Genomic DNA, 17,419 nt, shown 5'->3' with positions numbered 1-17,419 from the left:
AGGTTCAGTTCAAAGACGCTTGAGATAGCGGCCGCCCGGATTGCTGCGCGCGGCGTCGGTAATGCGGCCGTCCAGCGCCACGGTGCGCCCGCGCACCAACGTGCGCACGGGCCAGCCCTTCAGGGTCATGCCCTCGTAGGGCGAGTAATCGGAATTGGATTCGAGCGCAGCGGGATCGACGGTGCGCTCCAGGTCCGAATCCACCAGCACCAGGTCGGCATCCTTGCCGATCTCGATGCTGCCCTTGGCCGGCATGCGATAGATGCGGGCGGAGTTCTCCGTGCCGACCTTCATCAGCGTTTCCAGCGGCACGCCACGGCGGTGATAACCCTCGTGCAGCAAAATCGGCAGCATCAGGCCGGTGCCGGGAAAACCGTTGCTGGCCGCCCAGATGTCGGTGTCCTTGGTGGCGCGCTTGCGCGGCACGTGGTCGGTGCCGATGGTGGTGATGGAACCGTCCAGCACGCCCTCCCACATCGCATCCACATCGGCCTGGCCGCGCACCGGCGGATTGACCTTGGCATAAGTCCCGGCGGGCGATTCGTCATTCAGGAACAGGTAGTGCGGGCAGGTCTCGACGTAGATCGGCGGCGCGTCGGGCGTGCGGCGGTGGCGCCGCGCCTCGTCCAGCGCCTCGCGGCTGCTCAGGTGCACGATGTTGACCGCGGCGCCGGTCTTGGATGCGAAGTAGCAGACGCGGTGCACGTTCTCCGCTTCCAGGAAGTCCGGGCTCTGTTCGTTCCAGGCCTTCAGGTCGTCGCGGCCGGCGGCGCGCAGCGGGTCCCGCAGGACCGGAATCACTTCTACGTTTTCACAATGCACGCCCATGATCGCGCCCGGGATCGCCGCGGTGGCGCGCAGCGCTGAATACAGCAGACCGTCGTCGATATCGGTGAAGCCCTTGGACAGCCCTGCGGCGCCCTTGTACATCATGTAGAGCTTGTAGGAATTCACGTTGAAGCGGCGCGAGATTTCCTCCAGCGTCTCCACGTGCAGATTGCTGGTGATGCCGAAATGGAAGCCGAAATCCACGCAGCTCTGCGACAAGGCGCGATCGCGCACCTTATCGAAGGATTCGCGGATATCCGCCGAGCGATGAAACGACAGCACGGAGGTTGTGCCGCCCAGGGCGGCGAAGCGCGACTCGGTTTCGAAGTCGGTCTCTGGCGAGCCGAAGCCGAAATGCACGTGCGGATCGATCAGTCCCGGCAGTACCCACAAGCCCTGGCAATCTATGGTCTCACGGGACTCGAACTGCGCGCCCGGCTCGGCAATGATGGCAATCCGGCCGTCGATGACGCCGAGCACGCCTTCGGTCAGCCCCTGCTGAGGCAAGTACAGTCTGGCGTTGGTAAGTAGCAGATCCAGCATGATGTGGTTTTTCCCGATAGATGCGTGTTTTCAGCAATGGGCCGCGTCCGCGGCCTGCGTGTCGTTCAAGAATCCGTTGAGGACGCTGGCGGGGATGCCGCCCTCCGCCATGAGTTTGCGTTCGGCGCGAGTGAGCACCTGGGCATAGGCCTGGAAGACGATGCGGCGCTCGCCGTCTTCGGCGACGACGGTGATGGGCTCGCCCTTGCGCACACCATTAGCCACGTTGTCGAAACGCAGGGTTTCCGCCCCCGTCAGGCCCAACTGGCGCCAACCCTCGCCCGGGGCGAAAGCCAGCGGCAACACCCCCATGCCCACCAGATTCGCCCGGTGGATACGTTCGAACGATTCCGCGATCACGGCGCGCACGCCCAGCAGCGCCGAACCCTTGGCGGCCCAGTCGCGGCTGCTGCCCATGCCGTAGTCCTTGCCGCCCAGGATCACGCTGGCCACACCCTCGGCGCGGTAAGCCTCGGCCGCGTCGACCACCGCCATGCGCTGTCCGCTGGGGAAATGGCGCGTCACGCCGCCCTCCATGTCCGGTACCAGTGCATTCTTGATGCGGATGTTGGCAAAGGTGGCGCGGGTCATCACATGGTGATTGCAGCGGCGCGCCACATAGGTATTGAAATCGCGCGGCGCCACGCCCTTGCCGATCAGGTACGCGCCAGCCGGCGTATCCGTCGGGATCTCACCGCTGGGCGAGATGTGGTCGGTCGTCAGCGAATCGCCGAACGCGGCCAGCACACGGCCGTGCGTCAGGCTGGACTCCAGGTCGGCCAGGGCATCGCGGCCGGGCTCGGTCCTGAAGAATGGCGGCTCGACCAGGTATTGCGATTCCGGGTCCCAGGGAAAGCGCAGCCCCGAGGGTGCCGGCAGGTCGCGCCAGATCGCGCTGTCCAGGCTCGCCGGGTCATAGACCTCGGCGAACAAGACCGGATCCGCGGCCAGCGGCAGCAGGGCCGCGATCTCTTCCTGGCTGGGCCAGACATCGCGCAGATAGATGGGCGCGCCATCGGCGCCCGGCCCCAGCGGTTCGCGTTCGAAGTCCAGGTCTATCCTGCCGGCCAGCGCGTACAGCACCACCATGGCGGGAGAGCCAATGTAGTTGGCGCGCAGCAGCTTGTGAATGCGGCCTTCGAAATTGCGGTTGCCGGACAGCACGGCCGCCGCCACCAGGCCGCCCTCGGTGATGGCATCGGCCGCCGTCGTCTCCAAAGGACCGGACTTGCCGCCGCAAGTGGTGCAGCCGTAGCCGATCACGTGGAAACCTTGCGCCTGCAGGGCTTGCAGCAGGCCGGCGGATTCCAGGTAGCGCGTCACCGCGCGCGAACCCGGCGCCAGCGAACGCTTGACCCAGGCAGGCGGCGTCAGGCCCAGCGCCAACGCTTTTTTTGCGACCAGGCCGGCGGCCAGCATCACGCCTGGATTGGACGTATTGGTGCAGGAGGTGATGGCCGCCAGCGCCACCGAGCCATGGCCCAGGGAAGCGCGGCTGGGCGGATACGCGACCAACGCGTCGGCGTCCACGCCGAATCCGCCCTCGGCCAGGGGCTGGCCCAGGCGGTGGCGGAAGTCCGCCGCGACCTCGCCCACGTCCATGCGGTCTTGCGGCCGTCGCGGCCCCGCCACGCTGGGACGCGCGGCCGACAGGTCGATCTCTATCACCCGGCTATAGACGGGTACGACCTCGCCGGCATCGCGCCACAGGCTGTTGGCGCGGGCATAGGCTTCGATCAGCGCCAGCTGCTCGTCGCTGCGCCCGGTCATGCGGGCATAGTCCAGCGTGCGGGCGTCTATCGGGAAAAAGCCGCAAGTGGCGCCGTACTCGGGCGCCATGTTGGCGATGGTGGCGCGTTCCGGCACGCCGAGCGCCTGTGCCGCAGGGCCGAAGAATTCGACCATGCAGCCCACCACGCCCGCCGCGCGCAACTGCTGCGTGATCAGCAGGGCGGCGTCGGTGGTGAGTGCGGGCGCCTCGATGGCGCCGCGCAGCCGCACCCCCACGACCTCCGGGATCGGAAACGTATAGGCATGCCCCAGCAGCGCCGCCTCGGCGTCGATGCCGCCTACGCCCCAGCCCAACACGCCCAGGGCGTTGACCATCGGCGTGTGCGAGTCGCCGCCGATGACGAAATCGGGATAGGCCCAGTCGCCATCCGACCGTGACTGGCGCGCGACCACCGGCGCCAGGTACTCCAGGTTGACCTGATGGATGATGCCGATGCCCGGCGTGATGACCCGCAGTCCCTTGTAGGCCTGTTGCGCCCATTTCAGGAAGCGGTAGCGCTCGTCGTTGCGCTCGAACTCGCGGCGCAGGTTGCGCTGCACCGCGCCGTCGTCGCCCCAATGGTCGACCTGCAGGGAATGGTCCACGATCAGGTCCACGGGAATCCGGGTGTCCACCCGCGCCGCGTCCCCGCCCGCCTGGGCCACCGCGTCGCGCAACGCCGCCAGGTCCTGCAGTACCGGCAGGCCGCTGGAATCCGGCAGGATCACACGCGCCACGTGCAGCGGCAGGTCGGCGCCGGCATGCTCGCGCCAATCCCAGAGCCTGCCGATCTCTTCGTCGGACACGGCGGCGCCCCAGGCGCGATGACGCAGCAGGTTCTCAAGCAGCACGCGGATGACATAGGGATATGCGTGAATGTCACGCCCCGCGGCTTGGGCCGCGGCGGACAGGTCCGCGTAGCGCAGCGTCCTGCCGCAACAGGAGAAAGACTGGATCATGGCAGCGGTAATCGGGAAAATCTCAACTGAGGCCATCTTACGGCTTACGAAAGAATAGTGTCAACACTATCGCATTATTCAAAATCAGATAGAGACCCATCAAAAACAGTTTTTGCCTTACGCAAGTGAAGTGTAAATAGATGGAGCCTCATCGGAGGCTTAGGGATAACACCTTACAACATCGGTAAAATAGCCAAAACATCCATGGCGATGCCGCCGATCTGGCATCGATTTCACACCCAATCCAACTCCAAAAGAGTTGACACTTTTTAAATTCCTTTGATAGGCTGTCAACACTATGAACATCGCCACGACCTCCATCGCCATCAAGGACGACGCCTCCGGCCCCCTGGCCGACGTCGTTTTCGACCAGGTGCTGGACGCGATCTACCAGGGCCGGCTGGCCCCGGGCAGCGTCATCAATGAAGTCGCGCTGGCGCAGGAATTCGGCGTCAGCCGCGGTCCGGTGCGTGAGGCCGTGCGCCGCCTGCAAGGGATTCAGCTGATCACGCGCGAGCCCTACATCAAGGCGCGCGTGGTGACGCTGTCGGCGGAATCCGCGCTGGAACTGTTCCAGATGCGCATGGCACTGGAAGGCGTGGCCTGCAATCTGGCCACCCGCCGCATGAGCGACGAAGAAATCGCGCAGCTGCTGGCCGAGCTGGAACAGGACCGCCAGCGGCGCCTGGCAGCGGCCAATGGCGGCGCCCCCGCGCCGCGGGTCTTCGACTTCCATGAGCGCATCGTGCGGGCCAGCGGCAACAACCGCATCATCAACGCCCTTTGCGGCGACCTCTATCACCTGCTGCGCGTCTACCGCCGGCACTCCGGCACCGTGCTGGAGCGCAAGGACGACGCCTATGCCGAACATTGGCAGATCCTGCGCGCGATCCGCGCACGCGACGCCGAATTGGCGGAATCGCTCATGCGCTCGCACATCGAACGCGCGGCGCAACACCTTTTTGAACATCTGGCGGAAGGGGCGTCCGGCATCGCCGGGCACCCCGTCTCCGCTGCCTGACACTCTTTGGAGCAGTACGACATGCACAACCCGCGCCACCAGTTCCGGCAATTGCTGAAGAACGAACCCTTCATCGTCTCCCCCGGCGTGTACGATGGATACAGCATCCGCCTGGTCGAGGCCGCGGGTTTCAAGACCGCCTGCACCAGCGGTGCGGCAGTGTCCAACGCACTGCTGGGCATCGCCGACATCGGCGTGATGGGCCTGTCGGAAAACGTCACCCACTGCCGTCATCTGGCGCGCTCCGTTTCCATCCCCCTCACGGCTGACACCGACACCGGCTACGGCAACCCGGTGAACGTCTACCACACGGTGCAGATGTTCGAGGAAGCCGGCGTTGCCGGCATCAACCTCGAAGACCAGGTCAGCCCCAAGCGCTGTGGCCACATGCCCGGCAAGGACGTGGTGAGCGAAGCGGAAATGGTCAAGAAGATCGAAGCCGCCTGCCTGGCGCGGCGCGACGATGACTTCGTCATCATCGCCCGCACCGACTCGCTCGCGATCGAGGGCATCGAAGGCGCGGTCAAGCGCGCCCGCGCCTACGCTCAGGCCGGCGCCGACATGCTGTTCCCAGACGCCGTGCGCACCGAGGACGACATCAAGCGCCTGGTGGACGCCGCCGGCATTCCGGTCAGCATCAACATGGGATTCGGCATCCGCAACCGTCCCACCACGCCGCTGATTCCCCTGCCGCGCCTGAAGGAAATCGGCGTCAAGCGCATCAGCCTGCCGCGCATGCTGCCGGCCGCCGCCATTTACGGCATGCGCCAGGCGCTGCAGGTGATGCAGGGCGTGATCGCCAGCGGCGAGCCGGCCGACCGTCCCGACTTGCTGGTTGGCATCGAAGACATCATGCAATTGATGGGCTACGAGCAGATGCGCGCCATGGAAAAACGCCTGACGACGCTCGCCGACTGAGCGCATCGCCATGACTGAGCGGAATGCGCAGGCGCATTGCGTCCTGACGGGCGCGTCGTCGGGCATCGGCCTGGCGCTGGCTGAACTGCTGCTCGCGTCCGGCTGGCAGGTGACGGGCGTGGACATCGCGCCGGCGGCAATCAAAGGCCATGGACAGTATCGCCATCTGGTGTGCGATCTGACCGACGCCGCCGCCTTGCGCGGTCTATGCGCGCTGCTGGACGGCTGCGCCCCGACGGCGCTGGCGCATTGCGCCGGCGCCGTGCGCACCGGCGGCGCGCTGGACACGCGCCCGGAAGACGCGGACTGGCTTTGGCAACTGCACGGAGCGGCGCCGATGGCGCTGGTCCGCGCCTTGGCGCCACAACTGCCGGACAGCCGCGGCCGCATCGTGCTGGTGTCCAGCCGCGCCGTGCTGGGCCGCGCGCAGCGCCTGGCCTATGCCGCGACCAAATCCGCCCAGATCGGCCTGGCGCGCAGCCTGGCCGCCGAACTCATCGTGCGCGGCATCACCGTCAACGTCGTCGCGCCCGGCGCGGTCGACACGCCCATGCTGCGCGATCCCAAGCGCGGCGCTCCGCCGCAGGTGGAGCTGCCGCTGGGCCGCCTGATCGACGCGGGCGAAGTCGCTGCGGCCATTGCCTTCTTCCTGGGCGCGCAGGCAGGCGCCATCACCGGACAGACGCTCTACGTCTGCGGCGGCGCCTCGCTGGGAGCGATGCCGCTATGACGCAGGCGAACGCACCCACGCTGCATGGCAAGGTCGTGATCCTGACCGGCGCGGCCGGCGGATTGGGCCAGGCGATCGCGGCGCAATGCCTGCTTGCCGGCGCCCGCGTGGCCTTGCTGGACCGCGACTCGGAACTGCTCGCGCAAACCCGCCAGACCCTCGCTGCACCTGACACCCAGATGCTGGCGATCGCCTGCGACGTGACGGACGCGCAAGCGACGCGCGAAGCCGTCGAAAAAACGGCCACGCATTGGGGCGCGATCCACGCCCTGGTGAACAACGCCGCCACCGTCACGCCGGGCAACAAGATCGCGGACCTGACGCTTGAACAATGGCGCCAGGCGCTGGACGTGAACCTGACGGGCGCGTGGCTGATGAGCAGATGCGCCATCCCCCACATGGCGCAGGCGGGCGGCGGCGTCGTGTTGAACATCGCCTCGCAGCTGGGCAGCGTGGCCGCGCCGGGCCGTGGCGCGTATGGCGCCAGCAAGGCCGGTCTGATCGCGCTGGCGCGCGCCATCGCCGTGGATCACGCGGCCGATGGCATCCGCGCCTTGAGCCTGTCGCCGGGCGCGGTCCTGACCAGCAGGCTGGTCGCGCGCTATGGCAGCGCACAGGCCGCCGGCGCCGCCTTGGCGGCCAAGTACCCAGCCGGACGCCTCGGCACGGCCGAGGAGATCGCACAGACCGCAGTTTTCCTGATCAGCGACGCCGCCTCGTTCATCACGGGCACGGACATACGCGCGGACGGCGGCTACACCGCGCTATAGCTCCGGCCGCCACCATCGACTTCACACAAGACTTACATCACACAGCAAGGGGTAGAACCATGAAGCACATCACCACCACCTCCGCAACGCACGGACGCCCGGCGCGTCCGGCCCTGCGCCGCAGCATGCTGGCGCTGCTTGCCGGTGCCTTCGGGCTGGCCGCCGCCCCCGTCTTTGCGCAGGGCACGGACAACTTTCCCAACCGTGCGGTCACCATCGTCGTACCCTTCCCGGCCGGCGGCGCCACCGACATCACCGCTCGCCTGGTGGCCGAAGGCCTGTCCAAGAAGTGGGGACAACCCGTGGTGGTGGAAAACAAGCCCGGCGCAGGCGGCAACGTCGGTTCGGAATACGTGGCGCGCGCCGCGCCCGACGGCTACACCCTGGTGCTGGGCGTGACGGGTTCGCACGGCATCAATACGTCGCTCTACAAGAACATGCGCTATGACCCGGTCAAGGATTTCGAGGCCATCACGCAGGCCACGTTGTATCCCAATGCCATCATCGTCAACAACGACGTGCCGGCCAACAATCTCCAGGAACTCATCGCGCTGTTGAAAAAGCCCGATGCGCACTATTCGTACGGCTCGGACGGCAACGGCACAGCATCGCACCTGGGCATGGAGCTGATCAAGAACCAGGGCAAGTTCGAGATTTCCCACATTCCCTACCGCGGCAGCGCGCCGATGGTGACCGACCTGCTGGGCGGCCAGATCCAGGTAGGCGTCACCGGCCTGCCCGCGGTGCAGGCCTATGCCAAGAGCGGCAAGCTGAAGATCGTGGCGCTGACCACGGCGGGACGCTTCGCCAGCGCGCCCGACTATCCCACGGTGGCCGAACAAGGCTTCCCCGGCTACGCCGCTCCGCCCTGGTCGGGCTTCTTCGCCCCCAAGGGTACGCCCAAGCCGCTGGTGGAGAAGATCTCGGCGGACATGCGCGAGGTCATGGCCGATCCCAAGACCAAGGAGAAGCTCGCCGCTTCCGGCAGTGAATTCACGCCTTCCACGCCCGAACAGTTCCAGGCTTTTGTGCGGCAGGAAATCGCGAAGTGGGCCGAGGCCGTCAAGATCTCCGGCGCGCGCATCGACTAAGGCGGCATGCACGACGCCAGCGCCGCAGCTGCGGCGCTGGCGTGATGCGCATCAGTTGTAGCGGAACGTGGCGGTCAGCATCGCCGAACGGCCGGGCGCCACGTAGCTGAACAGGCCCACGTGCGAAGCCTCGTAGATGGTCTCGTCGGTCAGGTTGTTCAGGTTCAGCTGCAGGCCGAAGTTCTTGTTGAACTGATAGGCCGCCATCGCGTCGTAGCGCCAGTAGGACGGCAGCTGATAAACGTTGGCATCGTCCACATAGCGCTTGCCCGTGTAGGTGGCGCCCGCGCCCACCGTCAGCTCCGGCAGGAACTTGTAGGTAGTCCACAGGCTGGCGCTCTGGCGGGCAATGAACTTCATCTGATTGCCGCTGTAGTCGGTGCCGCCGCTCTGGTAGCTGGTGACCTTGGGGTCCATGTAGCTGTAGCCGCCCCAGACCTGCCACTTGGGCGTGATGGATCCCGCCACGCCCAGCTCGATGCCGCGCACGCGGTTGCTGCCGGACAGCGTCACATCGCCCGTGATGGGATCGGAGCTGCGGGCATTGGTCTTGCGGGTTTCGAACACCGCCGCCGTCAGCGACAGGCGCTCGTCGAACACGTCCCACTTGGTGCCCAGCTCGATGCTGCGGCTCTTTTCAGGCGCCAACGCCGCGGTGCCCGCGGTCAGGCGGCCGCCTGCCGCGCCGTCCGCGCCGCCGGACTGGCCCGCCGTTTCACCGGACGGGTTGGACGAGGTGCCGTAGGACACGTAGATGCTGCCGTTGGGCGCGGGCTTGTAGACCAGACCCAGCTGGTAGTTCCACATGTTGTCGGTGCGCTCGACGTTGCCGCTGGTCACGCGGTAGTTGTCATAGCGCAGGCCGGCGTTGGCTTCCCATTGCTCGCTGAACTTGACCGTGTCGAACACGTAGGCCGCGCGCGTAATGGTCTTGGCGGCATCGTAGCGCGGCCCCCAGCGCAGGCTGCCGGTATACGGCTGGCGGGGATTGGGGTTGTACAGGTCGTCCTGCAGGGTCTTGTCGAAGCCGCCCGAGGGCACGCCGTCGCGCTTGCTGATCGTCTCGGTGCTGAACTCCAGGCCGGCCACATAGCTGTGCCGCAGGCCGCCGGCGGTGAATTCGCCAAACATGTCGGTCTGGTTGATGAAGGAGCGGTTGGTCTGGTTCAGGCTGCGCAGCGCCTTGCTCATCTTCACGCCGTCCGCCTCGTTCGAGCACGGCGCCACGCCATAGGCGGGGTTGGGCCTGCCGCCCACGCGCGCCGCGCAATTGTCGAAGGACGGGCGCGTCATCACGTATTCGTTGGTGGACTCGCTATAGCGCGTGCCGTTGCGCAGTTTCAGCTTGTCGCTGAACTTGTGCTCGACCATCAGGGTGGTCATGTCGGCCTGGTTCTTGCGGTAGTCGCGGCCGATCAGGCCGTAGTAGTTGTTGCGATCCACCTTGGGCGGCGTGACGCGGTCCGGGCGCGACTCGTTCTTGAACGGAATGCCCAGGTCGGGCGTGTCGTCGTTCTGCAGATGGTAGTAGCTGAGCGTGACTTGCGTCGGCGTGCCCAGCCCCCACGAGAACGAGGGCGCCACGCCCCAGCGGTCGGTCTCGACGTGGTCGCGGCCCGGGATGTCGCCGCCCTGCTTCATGAAATTCAGGCGGAATGCCGAGCTTTCGCCCAGCGCCCAGTTACCGTCGCCGGTCAGGCGCCAGTTGTCGTCGGTGCCCACGCCGACGGTGCCTTCCGCGAAGTTCTCCAGCTTGGGGCTCTTGCTGACCAGGTTGATGCTGCCGCCGGTCGAACCGCGGCCGGAGTATGCGGAACTTGGCCCCTTCAGGATCTCGACCGACTCCAGGTTGAAGGTCTCGTGCGAGAAACGGCCCAGGTCGCGCATGCCGTCGACCATCATGTCGGTACTCGCTTCGTAGCCGCGCACGAAGGGCCGGTCGCCGGTGGGCGTGCCGCCCTCGCCGGCGCCGAAGGTAATGCCCGGGGCGGTGCGCAACACATCCATGAGCGAAGTCGCGGCGCGGTCGCGCATCAGCTGTTCGGTGATCACGGTGACCGAACGCGGCGTGTCCAGCAGGGGCGCCGTCATCTTGGGCGACGAGGCGATGTTGGCTTCGTAGCCATCGCTGACCGCTTGCCCCTGCACGTGCACCGGCGACAGTTCGTGCACGGCGCCTGGCGCCACGCTGCCCTGCGCCAGGGCCAGGCCCGGCGACATCAGCGCGCCGCACACCGCGGCATAGATGGAGGTCGAAGTGTTCCCACCGGCCTTGGCATGGGCCGTCGATGTATCTGCTTTGTTCATTGGACTCTGTCAGAAACCGCCCCGCGGCGGCTGCGCTATCAGCGCGGTCTTGGTTTTTTAAGAGTGCCAATGATATTCATTCTTATTTTTACATTCAACAAATAGTCAGGATTTATTCAGAAAATTGTCAATTTTGTGGAATTTGGCAGGATCAAAAGACCATAATGCGGCGCGATAGCAACAATCCGTGCGCATCAATCTGTTCACAGCACGCTCGCATTGGCGCTCATCCTCAGGCTTTGCGCATGAAAAAAGCCCCTTTCTCCAGAGATCGAATCCTCTGGGGAAAGGGGCTGGACAGACTCCCAGCCACGCGTCGCCCAACCTTACAGCGAGTACCGGTACTCGCAGTTGAGGGTGGCCTTCAGCGGCGTATCGGCCTGCACGCCCGACACGCTGCGCGGCCGCGGCGCCATCAGCTTGGCCTGAAACTTGCCGGCGGCGTCGCCATTGCTTTCCCGCTTCACCGTCAGGCTGGACGGCATGGCGTACAGCGTGAGCGGCTGGCCCTGGGCCGCGATCACCAGCGTGAATACGGACTGCGGAAAGTCCGCCACCACGAAACCCTGGGTCGCATCCGAGTCGAACGTCAGGCTGCCGTCCGCGTAGCTCAGCTTCAGCTTCATTTCCTCGGACGATGGTGATGGGATCGCGCCTTCCAGTTTGACCTTGCCGCTTTCGGATACGCAGTTCAATTCGGCGGGTGCAGATCCCGCATGGACAACGCCGCTCAACGACAAGCAGGCCGCAAACCAAATTCCTCGCACCGCCATGAGACTCTCCTTCGTGGGACCCGGTCTTGATCCGGGATCATTACGCAGCATCAGTGCGCGCTTTCGTCCGCCGGCTTCAGCACGCCGGCTTCCCGCAGCGTCTCGGCGGCGCTATGGCGGATCGCCGACAGGCAACGCGCGACGATGCCGCGCAGCAAGGCCTCCGAGGGCAGCGCGTCGGGTGCCGCCACAAAGCTCTCGATCGCAGCCGAAACGCGGTTCGTCACCGGGTCTCCGCTACCCTGCGTGATGTACAGCTTCACCGCCTTGCAGCGATTGTTGACCGTATTGATGATCTCCAGCAGCTCGGCGCGGCCCAGGCCTATGTCGGCCGCATCCACAAAAGACGGATAGACCAGGCGCAGAAACTCCGGATCATCGGCGGTCAGGCTGAAATACAGGGTGCCCAGTTCGGGATGGCGGAACAGGACGTCGCCCTCTTCGTCGACCCGGGCGACCAGGCCCAACTCTTCCTGAACCACATGTTGGTAGAGCGCGGCAAGCGGCGTCGCGCCGGCAGTGATGTTCGACATGTTTCGACTCTCTTCGTATGGATCGCACGGCGGATGCCGCGCTGAACCTTGCGCCGCGAAGCATAGCGCCCATTGCGTGCTCGCGCTGGTCCGATTTGCGCCGGAGATCAGCCCGCGATACATGCGCTAGGATGTAGGAACCCGCCCGAGCCCTCAAATGGGGCCAGGCCAGGATGTCCATCAGAAGGAGCTTGCCATGCCATCAATGAGACAACTCGCCCGCGCGGCCGCGCTTGCGCTGCTGCTGCCCTGCGCGGCCTACGCGGAAACGGTCGTGCTGCAGGTGGCGCGGGCCACTGCCGGCGCCGACCCGCAAACCACCGCCAGGACAGTGGACGTCGAGCTGAAACCCGAAAGCCGCCAGGCCCTGGCCGACTTCACCCGCGACCGCGTGGGCAAGCGCATCCAGCTGCGTTCAGGCGGCGTGTTGCTGTCGTCCGCCACGCTGCAAAGCCCCCTTGAGGGCGACAGCTTCCGCATCACAGCGGGGGAACATGGCTTTGCCGGCAAGTCCGCGGAGGAAATCGCCCAGAGCATCATGAAAAGCGGTGGCCTGACGGTGGACGACGAAAACACCGCGAAGTGACCAGCCATCAAGCCTGAGGCGCGCGCAGCCCCAGCGTGGCGGTCAGCGCGGTCCGTCCCGGCTGCGACGCAACCTCCAGCGCGCCCCCTACCCTGGCGATGCGGGTATGCATGCTGCGCATGCCCACGCTGATGCCCGCGCGCAGCACCGCGGCCACGTCAAAGCCGACGCCGTCATCCTCGATGCGCAGTTCGAGGTGGTCGGATTCGGACTGCCGCAGCTCCAGCTCCACGCGCCGGGCGCGGCTGTGCTTGAGCACATTCACCAGCGATTCCTCAACCAGCCGCGTCAACGCCATGCATTGCAGGGCGCTGGGCGGCGTGCGCCATAGTTCCGGCACCCGCCAGGTGGCGCTGATGTCCAGCTCGTCGAACAGCTGCATGAAGCGGTGACGCAACGGCGCTATCCATTCCCGCGGCGTGGCCGGCACCGTGACGCCCGCGCTGGAACCGCTGTCTATGGTCTGCCGCAGGTCATCGCGCAACAGCTTGAGCATGGAAAGAAACTGCTGGCTGTGCAGCGGTGCGCTGGCCTGCTCCACCACGGCCATCATGCGGACCAAGGAGCCGCCCAGCCCATCGTGCAGATCGTGCGCGATCTGCAGCCGGTCCTGAAGCCGGGCGTTTGTCAGCGCCAACGCATGTTCGCGTTCCAACGTGGTGGCGAGTTCGGTGCGCGCCTGCTCGATGCCGCTGGCCAGCTCCTGGTTGAAGCGCTCGATGCGGCGCACGCTGCGCGCATGGCGCAGCCCCAGCACCGCGGACATGCATAGCATGACCACCACGCTGGTGAAAGGCGTATAGGTTGTATCGCTGTCGATGAGCCTCAGCACCCGCAGCAGATCGTGGGCGCAGGCTGCAACGAAAACCAGCAGGCAAGCCGCCAGCATGGCGTGCTCGGGTCGGCGGGTACGCCACGCGTGCACCGGGAATTGCAGGCAATTGGCGAAGAAGATCGCGGACACGATCAGCACCACGCCCAGTTGCACCTCCGCCAGATGCCGCTGCGGCACGAAGGCCATCGCCGCCAGCAGCACGGCCGCCAGCAGCCACAGCGCCTTCTCGATGCGCGGCACGGACTGCCCGCCAAAGCGCCACGTAAAGACACAGAAGCAGGCGACGTACAGCACCAACACCATGATGTTGGCCCGGGCCGCCGTCAGGCTGTCGGAGAACGGCCAGGGACTGGTCACAAGCACGTTGGCGATGAACAGCACCCAGAACAGGGCCATCAGCGCGTACCAGCCAAAGGCGCGCTGTTCGCGCCGCATGAGCCAGATGAAGAAGCACAAGCCGCCCAGGACGGCCGAGACGATCAGGTTGAGCGTGAACAGCGTGCGGTTGCGCCACCACAGGTCTTCGTACTGCTGCAACACCGTCCACTGCCCGCCCAGATGCACCGGCCCCAGGCCGGGCGTCTGCCCCGCCACGCCGACCACGCGGATCCACAAGGTGTTCTCGCCCGGATGCAGCAAGGCATCGGGAATCACCCAGTAACGCGGCATGTTCCAGCTGCGCGACAGCGGTTCTGTCAGGTGCGGATCGCTCCAGATCCGTTCGTCGTTGATATAGGCCTCGCCCGCCATGACGACGGATTCCAGCGCCAGGGCCACCTGGCCGGGCGCCGCGCCGGCGCAACTGCGCGTCCAACCGATCCGGTACCAGGCGGTGCCGCTATATCCCGGCCAACGGGCGCTCCAATCGTCGGGCAGCTCCACCGCCTGCCATTGCGCCGACTCCGGACGCCGGCCATCGTCTCCGCCCTTGGCGACCTGCACCGACAGTACCTGCGCCGTACAGGCGTCAGCAGGCTGCTGGGCCCACGCCGGCGCCAGCCATAGCGCCAACCACAGGGCGGCCAGCCACTTCAATCGAGCAAGCCGCGCGTGCGCGCCGCGTGTATGGCCCGCGTCCGCGAGGAGACCGCGAGCTTGCGGTAGATGTGCTTGACGTGGCATTCGACGGTGTAGCGCGACAGATGCAGCTCCTCGGCGATCTCGCGGTTTCCCAGTCCCTCGGAGACCAGCCGCAGGATCTGGCTTTCGCGCGGACTCAGGGTTTCGACGGATTCGTCCGCAGCCTCGTCGGCACGTTCGGCCCGTCTGGGGCGCAGTTCTTCGATGATGCGCCTGGCCACGAAGGGATCGATCGGGGCCCCGCCCCGCAGCACGCTGCGGATGGACAGGGACACCTCCAGGTCGTCGCGCTCCTTGAGCACATAGCCCGTGGCGCCCGCGCGCAGCGCGGCAAGAATTGCGTCTTCCGTGCTCCATGCTGAAATCACCAGGATCGCCAGGCTGGAATCCTCCGCGTGCATCTCGGCGATCAGATCGATGCCATTGCCGTCGGGCAGGCCCAGGTCGACCAGCGCCAGCGCAAACGGCTGGCTGGCGAGCTGCTCGCGCGCCTGCGCCAGCGTGGCGGCAAACACCAGCGCCTCCGGCGCATAGCCAAGCTGCAGCAGCAGGCCTTCCAGCCGGCGGCAGATCAGGGGTTCGTCCTCCACCAGCAGCACCGGGGCAGGCAGGGTCGACTCGGAAGCAAGCATGTGGGCGGTCATCGGATGAGGGCGGGCGGAATTGCCCAGCCTGAACTATGTCTCAGCCGCGCGAAACCGGATATCCCTGGAAGTTGGTATTTTCACAGGAATTTCGCGCCAGGCGTGGCTACCGCTTCCGGCTTTCGATGAACTCGGACAATACGACGGGCGGCGACAGCACATAGCCCTGCCCGTGGCTGCACCCCATGGACTGGAGCAGAGCGATGTCCGGCGCGCTTTCGATGCCTTCGGCGATTACGCGCAGGCCGAGCCGTTCCCCCAGCAACACCGACAGACGCGTGATTTCCCGCGCTTTCCGGTCGCGGCGGATGCGGCGCACGAAGCGTCCGTCGATCTTCAGCTCGGCGATGGGCAGGGCGTTCAATAGCTGCAAGGAAGCATAGCCGGTTCCGAAATCGTCCATGCTGACCTGGCAGCCGGCCTTCGCGAATTTCTTCAAGGACTTGCGCAGCAGTTCGAGGCGGGTGATGGGCTGGTCTTCGGTCAGCTCGACCCGAAAGCGCGTCATTGGGATGTTTGCCGCGGTGGCATAGCCCGTCAGGACGTCGACCGCATCATGGCTGACCAAGGTTGAGGCCGACGCGTTGATCGCCAGCGGCACGTCGATTCCCTGCTCCTGCAGCGCCTGCGCCGCGTCCACCGCCAGCCGGCAGATCTGCTCGAAGAAAAACAGATCCAGGCCCAGTCGATGGACGGCGGGCACGAAATCAGCCGGGCTGATATCGCCCATGGTCGGGTGTTTCCAACGAGCCAGACATTCCGCGGCGACCATTTCGCCATTCAGCAGGTTGAATTGCGGCTGTAGGGCGACGCTCAAGCCGTTGCCTCGCCATGCCATCAACATGACTTCGTGGTCGCCAAGTTGCTGGCATTGCGCTGCAGCGCGTTTCATACATCATTCCTGGTGGACAGGGGAGGACATTCACATACAGCCACTCTAAGGCGCTTCGGGAACGAAAAATGTAGGAGGATTCAGAATGTGCGGCTCACGCGCTCCAGAACCGCGCTCAGATTCTTGACGACCGGGACGTAGTCCGCCAAAAGCTCCTCACGCGCCTGCCCAGGCTCCCTGACTAGCAGGGTCTCAACGCGCAGACAAAGTTCAACCAGGGCGCTGCAGCCCAGCAATTGCGCGGTATTCAGAATTCGATGCGCATATCGTTTGACGTCTAACCACTGCTCCTGTCCGATCGCCAGCTGCAAGGCATCGACGTCCTTCCTGTGGTTGACGTGCAGGCTATGCGCCAGCTCCGCCGCGATGCTCCGGTCGTTACCGACCTTGGAAAGCAGTTCATCGCGCAGCGCAGCCACCGCCTGGTCCTGTAAGCTTTCCTGGTCGGGATGCATGGCCGAAGCCGCTGGGTTGTTCACTCGGAAATAAGTCCTATAAGGTTTTCACATCGATATTTTCGATTTTCTGGCGAAATCGACCAATTCAACCAAGGAACCGATCTGCAATTTGGTCATTATCCTGGTCTTGTGCGTGCTGACCGTTTTATTGCTGATGAATAGCGCATCACCGATTTCCTTGTTGCTCAATCCTTGGGCCAGCATCTGCGTGACGACCATTTCCTTGTTGGAAAGCAGCTCGAGTTTCTTCTGATACGCGTCTGCCACATCCGCCTGGTTGGCCGTCTTGGCCGCGTTCGGAAACACGCGGTAGCCCGCCAGCACGGACTCGATGCAGCGGACCAGTTCCTTGATCTCCAGGCGCTTGCTGGCGTAACCACAGGCGCCGAGCTCGGCCACGCGCAAGGCGAAGACCGAAGGATCATGCGCCGACACCACCAGTATCCGCAAGTCCGGATTGACGGCGAGGATTCTGGAAATGGCTTCCAGGCCGCCCATTTTGGGCATATCCAGATCAAGCACGATCAGATCCGGGCGTTCGCTGCGGGCCAGCGCCAGCGTATCGACCCCGTTGTCCGCTTCCAGTATCCGGCTGGCGCTGGGCAATAGGGCGATTTGCGTCCTGAGCACCAGACGAAACGCTGGATGATCATCCACAATCAAGACTGTCGACATGCTGC

At 65.4% G+C, this 17,419-nt stretch carries 16 protein-coding genes; 6 read left to right on the top strand and 10 right to left on the bottom strand.

The window, feature by feature from the left end; translation table 11 throughout:
* Positions 1-9: 9 nt before the first annotated feature.
* Together ACZ5YA_RS24745 and acnA are read right to left on the bottom strand one after the other, a co-directional pair.
* The gene (locus ACZ5YA_RS24745; protein ID WP_464091365.1) at positions 10-1,371 is read right to left on the bottom strand and encodes a dihydroorotase; all 1,362 of its coding nucleotides are present in this window, start codon (positions 1,369-1,371) and stop codon (positions 10-12) included.
* A gap of 30 nt (positions 1,372-1,401) precedes the next feature.
* The gene (acnA, locus tag ACZ5YA_RS24740; protein WP_464091364.1) at positions 1,402-4,101 is read right to left on the bottom strand and encodes an aconitate hydratase AcnA; all 2,700 of its coding nucleotides are present in this window, start codon (positions 4,099-4,101) and stop codon (positions 1,402-1,404) included.
* 298 nt (positions 4,102-4,399) lie between these two features.
* On the opposite strand from acnA, the gene ACZ5YA_RS24735 reads away from it, so the two are divergent.
* The 5 genes from ACZ5YA_RS24735 to ACZ5YA_RS24715 are packed head-to-tail and all read left to right on the top strand — an operon-like array spanning position 4,400 to position 8,631.
* Positions 4,400-5,122, top strand: coding sequence for a GntR family transcriptional regulator (locus tag ACZ5YA_RS24735; protein WP_059378105.1), 723 nt, complete (start codon positions 4,400-4,402; stop codon positions 5,120-5,122).
* A 21-nt stretch (positions 5,123-5,143) separates the two neighbouring features.
* Entirely contained in the window at positions 5,144-6,040 is an 897-nt protein-coding gene (locus tag ACZ5YA_RS24730) for an isocitrate lyase/PEP mutase family protein (RefSeq protein WP_464091363.1), read from the top strand.
* A gap of 10 nt (positions 6,041-6,050) precedes the next feature.
* Positions 6,051-6,770 (top strand): SDR family NAD(P)-dependent oxidoreductase, encoded by a 720-nt coding sequence (locus ACZ5YA_RS24725; RefSeq protein ID WP_059378109.1) that lies wholly within the window; start codon positions 6,051-6,053, stop codon positions 6,768-6,770.
* Positions 6,767-7,540 carry an SDR family NAD(P)-dependent oxidoreductase gene (locus ACZ5YA_RS24720; protein ID WP_464091362.1) on the top strand — a complete coding sequence of 258 codons (774 nt, stop codon included), beginning with the start codon at positions 6,767-6,769 and terminating at the stop codon, positions 7,538-7,540. Before ACZ5YA_RS24725 ends, ACZ5YA_RS24720 begins: the two co-directional genes overlap by 4 nt.
* Positions 7,541-7,599: 59 nt before the next feature.
* Complete coding sequence (locus ACZ5YA_RS24715) at positions 7,600-8,631, top strand: Bug family tripartite tricarboxylate transporter substrate binding protein (protein WP_306634416.1); 1,032 nt, start codon at positions 7,600-7,602, stop codon at positions 8,629-8,631.
* Between the two features lie 51 nt (positions 8,632-8,682).
* On the opposite strand, the gene ACZ5YA_RS24710 is transcribed toward ACZ5YA_RS24715, so the two are convergent.
* The 3 genes from ACZ5YA_RS24710 to ACZ5YA_RS24700 all read right to left on the bottom strand — a co-directional run bounded on the left by ACZ5YA_RS24710 (position 8,683) and on the right by ACZ5YA_RS24700 (position 12,244).
* Entirely contained in the window at positions 8,683-10,938 is a 2,256-nt protein-coding gene (locus ACZ5YA_RS24710) for a TonB-dependent receptor (RefSeq protein ID WP_464091361.1), read from the bottom strand.
* A gap of 326 nt (positions 10,939-11,264) precedes the next feature.
* On the bottom strand, positions 11,265-11,633 hold the full coding sequence (locus ACZ5YA_RS24705) for a hypothetical protein (RefSeq protein ID WP_223283298.1): 369 nt from the start codon (positions 11,631-11,633) through the stop codon (positions 11,265-11,267).
* A 128-nt stretch (positions 11,634-11,761) separates the two neighbouring features.
* A complete protein-coding gene (locus tag ACZ5YA_RS24700) occupies positions 11,762-12,244 on the bottom strand; it encodes a hypothetical protein (protein ID WP_059378114.1) in 483 nt (160 codons plus the stop codon).
* Between the two features lie 196 nt (positions 12,245-12,440).
* Between ACZ5YA_RS24700 and ACZ5YA_RS24695 the strand changes: the two genes are divergently transcribed.
* Positions 12,441-12,830 (top strand): SecDF P1 head subdomain-containing protein, encoded by a 390-nt coding sequence (locus ACZ5YA_RS24695; RefSeq protein ID WP_464091360.1) that lies wholly within the window; start codon positions 12,441-12,443, stop codon positions 12,828-12,830.
* 7 nt (positions 12,831-12,837) lie between these two features.
* Here the strand turns inward: ACZ5YA_RS24695 and ACZ5YA_RS24690 are convergent, their stop codons facing one another.
* The 5 genes from ACZ5YA_RS24690 to ACZ5YA_RS24670 form a co-directional block, all read right to left on the bottom strand.
* On the bottom strand, positions 12,838-14,700 hold the full coding sequence (locus tag ACZ5YA_RS24690) for a sensor histidine kinase (RefSeq protein ID WP_464091359.1): 1,863 nt from the start codon (positions 14,698-14,700) through the stop codon (positions 12,838-12,840).
* Positions 14,697-15,389: a LuxR C-terminal-related transcriptional regulator gene (locus ACZ5YA_RS24685; RefSeq protein WP_306634425.1), complete on the bottom strand. Its 693-nt coding sequence runs from the start codon at positions 15,387-15,389 to the stop codon at positions 14,697-14,699. Before ACZ5YA_RS24685 ends, ACZ5YA_RS24690 begins: the two co-directional genes overlap by 4 nt.
* 106 nt (positions 15,390-15,495) lie before the next feature.
* Entirely contained in the window at positions 15,496-16,281 is a 786-nt protein-coding gene (locus ACZ5YA_RS24680) for an EAL domain-containing protein (RefSeq protein WP_464091358.1), read from the bottom strand.
* A gap of 80 nt (positions 16,282-16,361) precedes the next feature.
* Positions 16,362-16,736, bottom strand: coding sequence for an Hpt domain-containing protein (locus tag ACZ5YA_RS24675; protein ID WP_464091357.1), 375 nt, complete (start codon positions 16,734-16,736; stop codon positions 16,362-16,364).
* A gap of 48 nt (positions 16,737-16,784) precedes the next feature.
* A complete protein-coding gene (locus ACZ5YA_RS24670) occupies positions 16,785-17,414 on the bottom strand; it encodes a response regulator transcription factor (RefSeq protein WP_118931636.1) in 630 nt (209 codons plus the stop codon).
* Between the last annotated feature and the right edge of the window lie 5 nt (positions 17,415-17,419).

The sequence above is a fragment of the Achromobacter sp. JCM 18799 genome, assembly GCF_055395645.1.
This window is presented reverse-complemented; position numbering and strand designations above follow the sequence as displayed.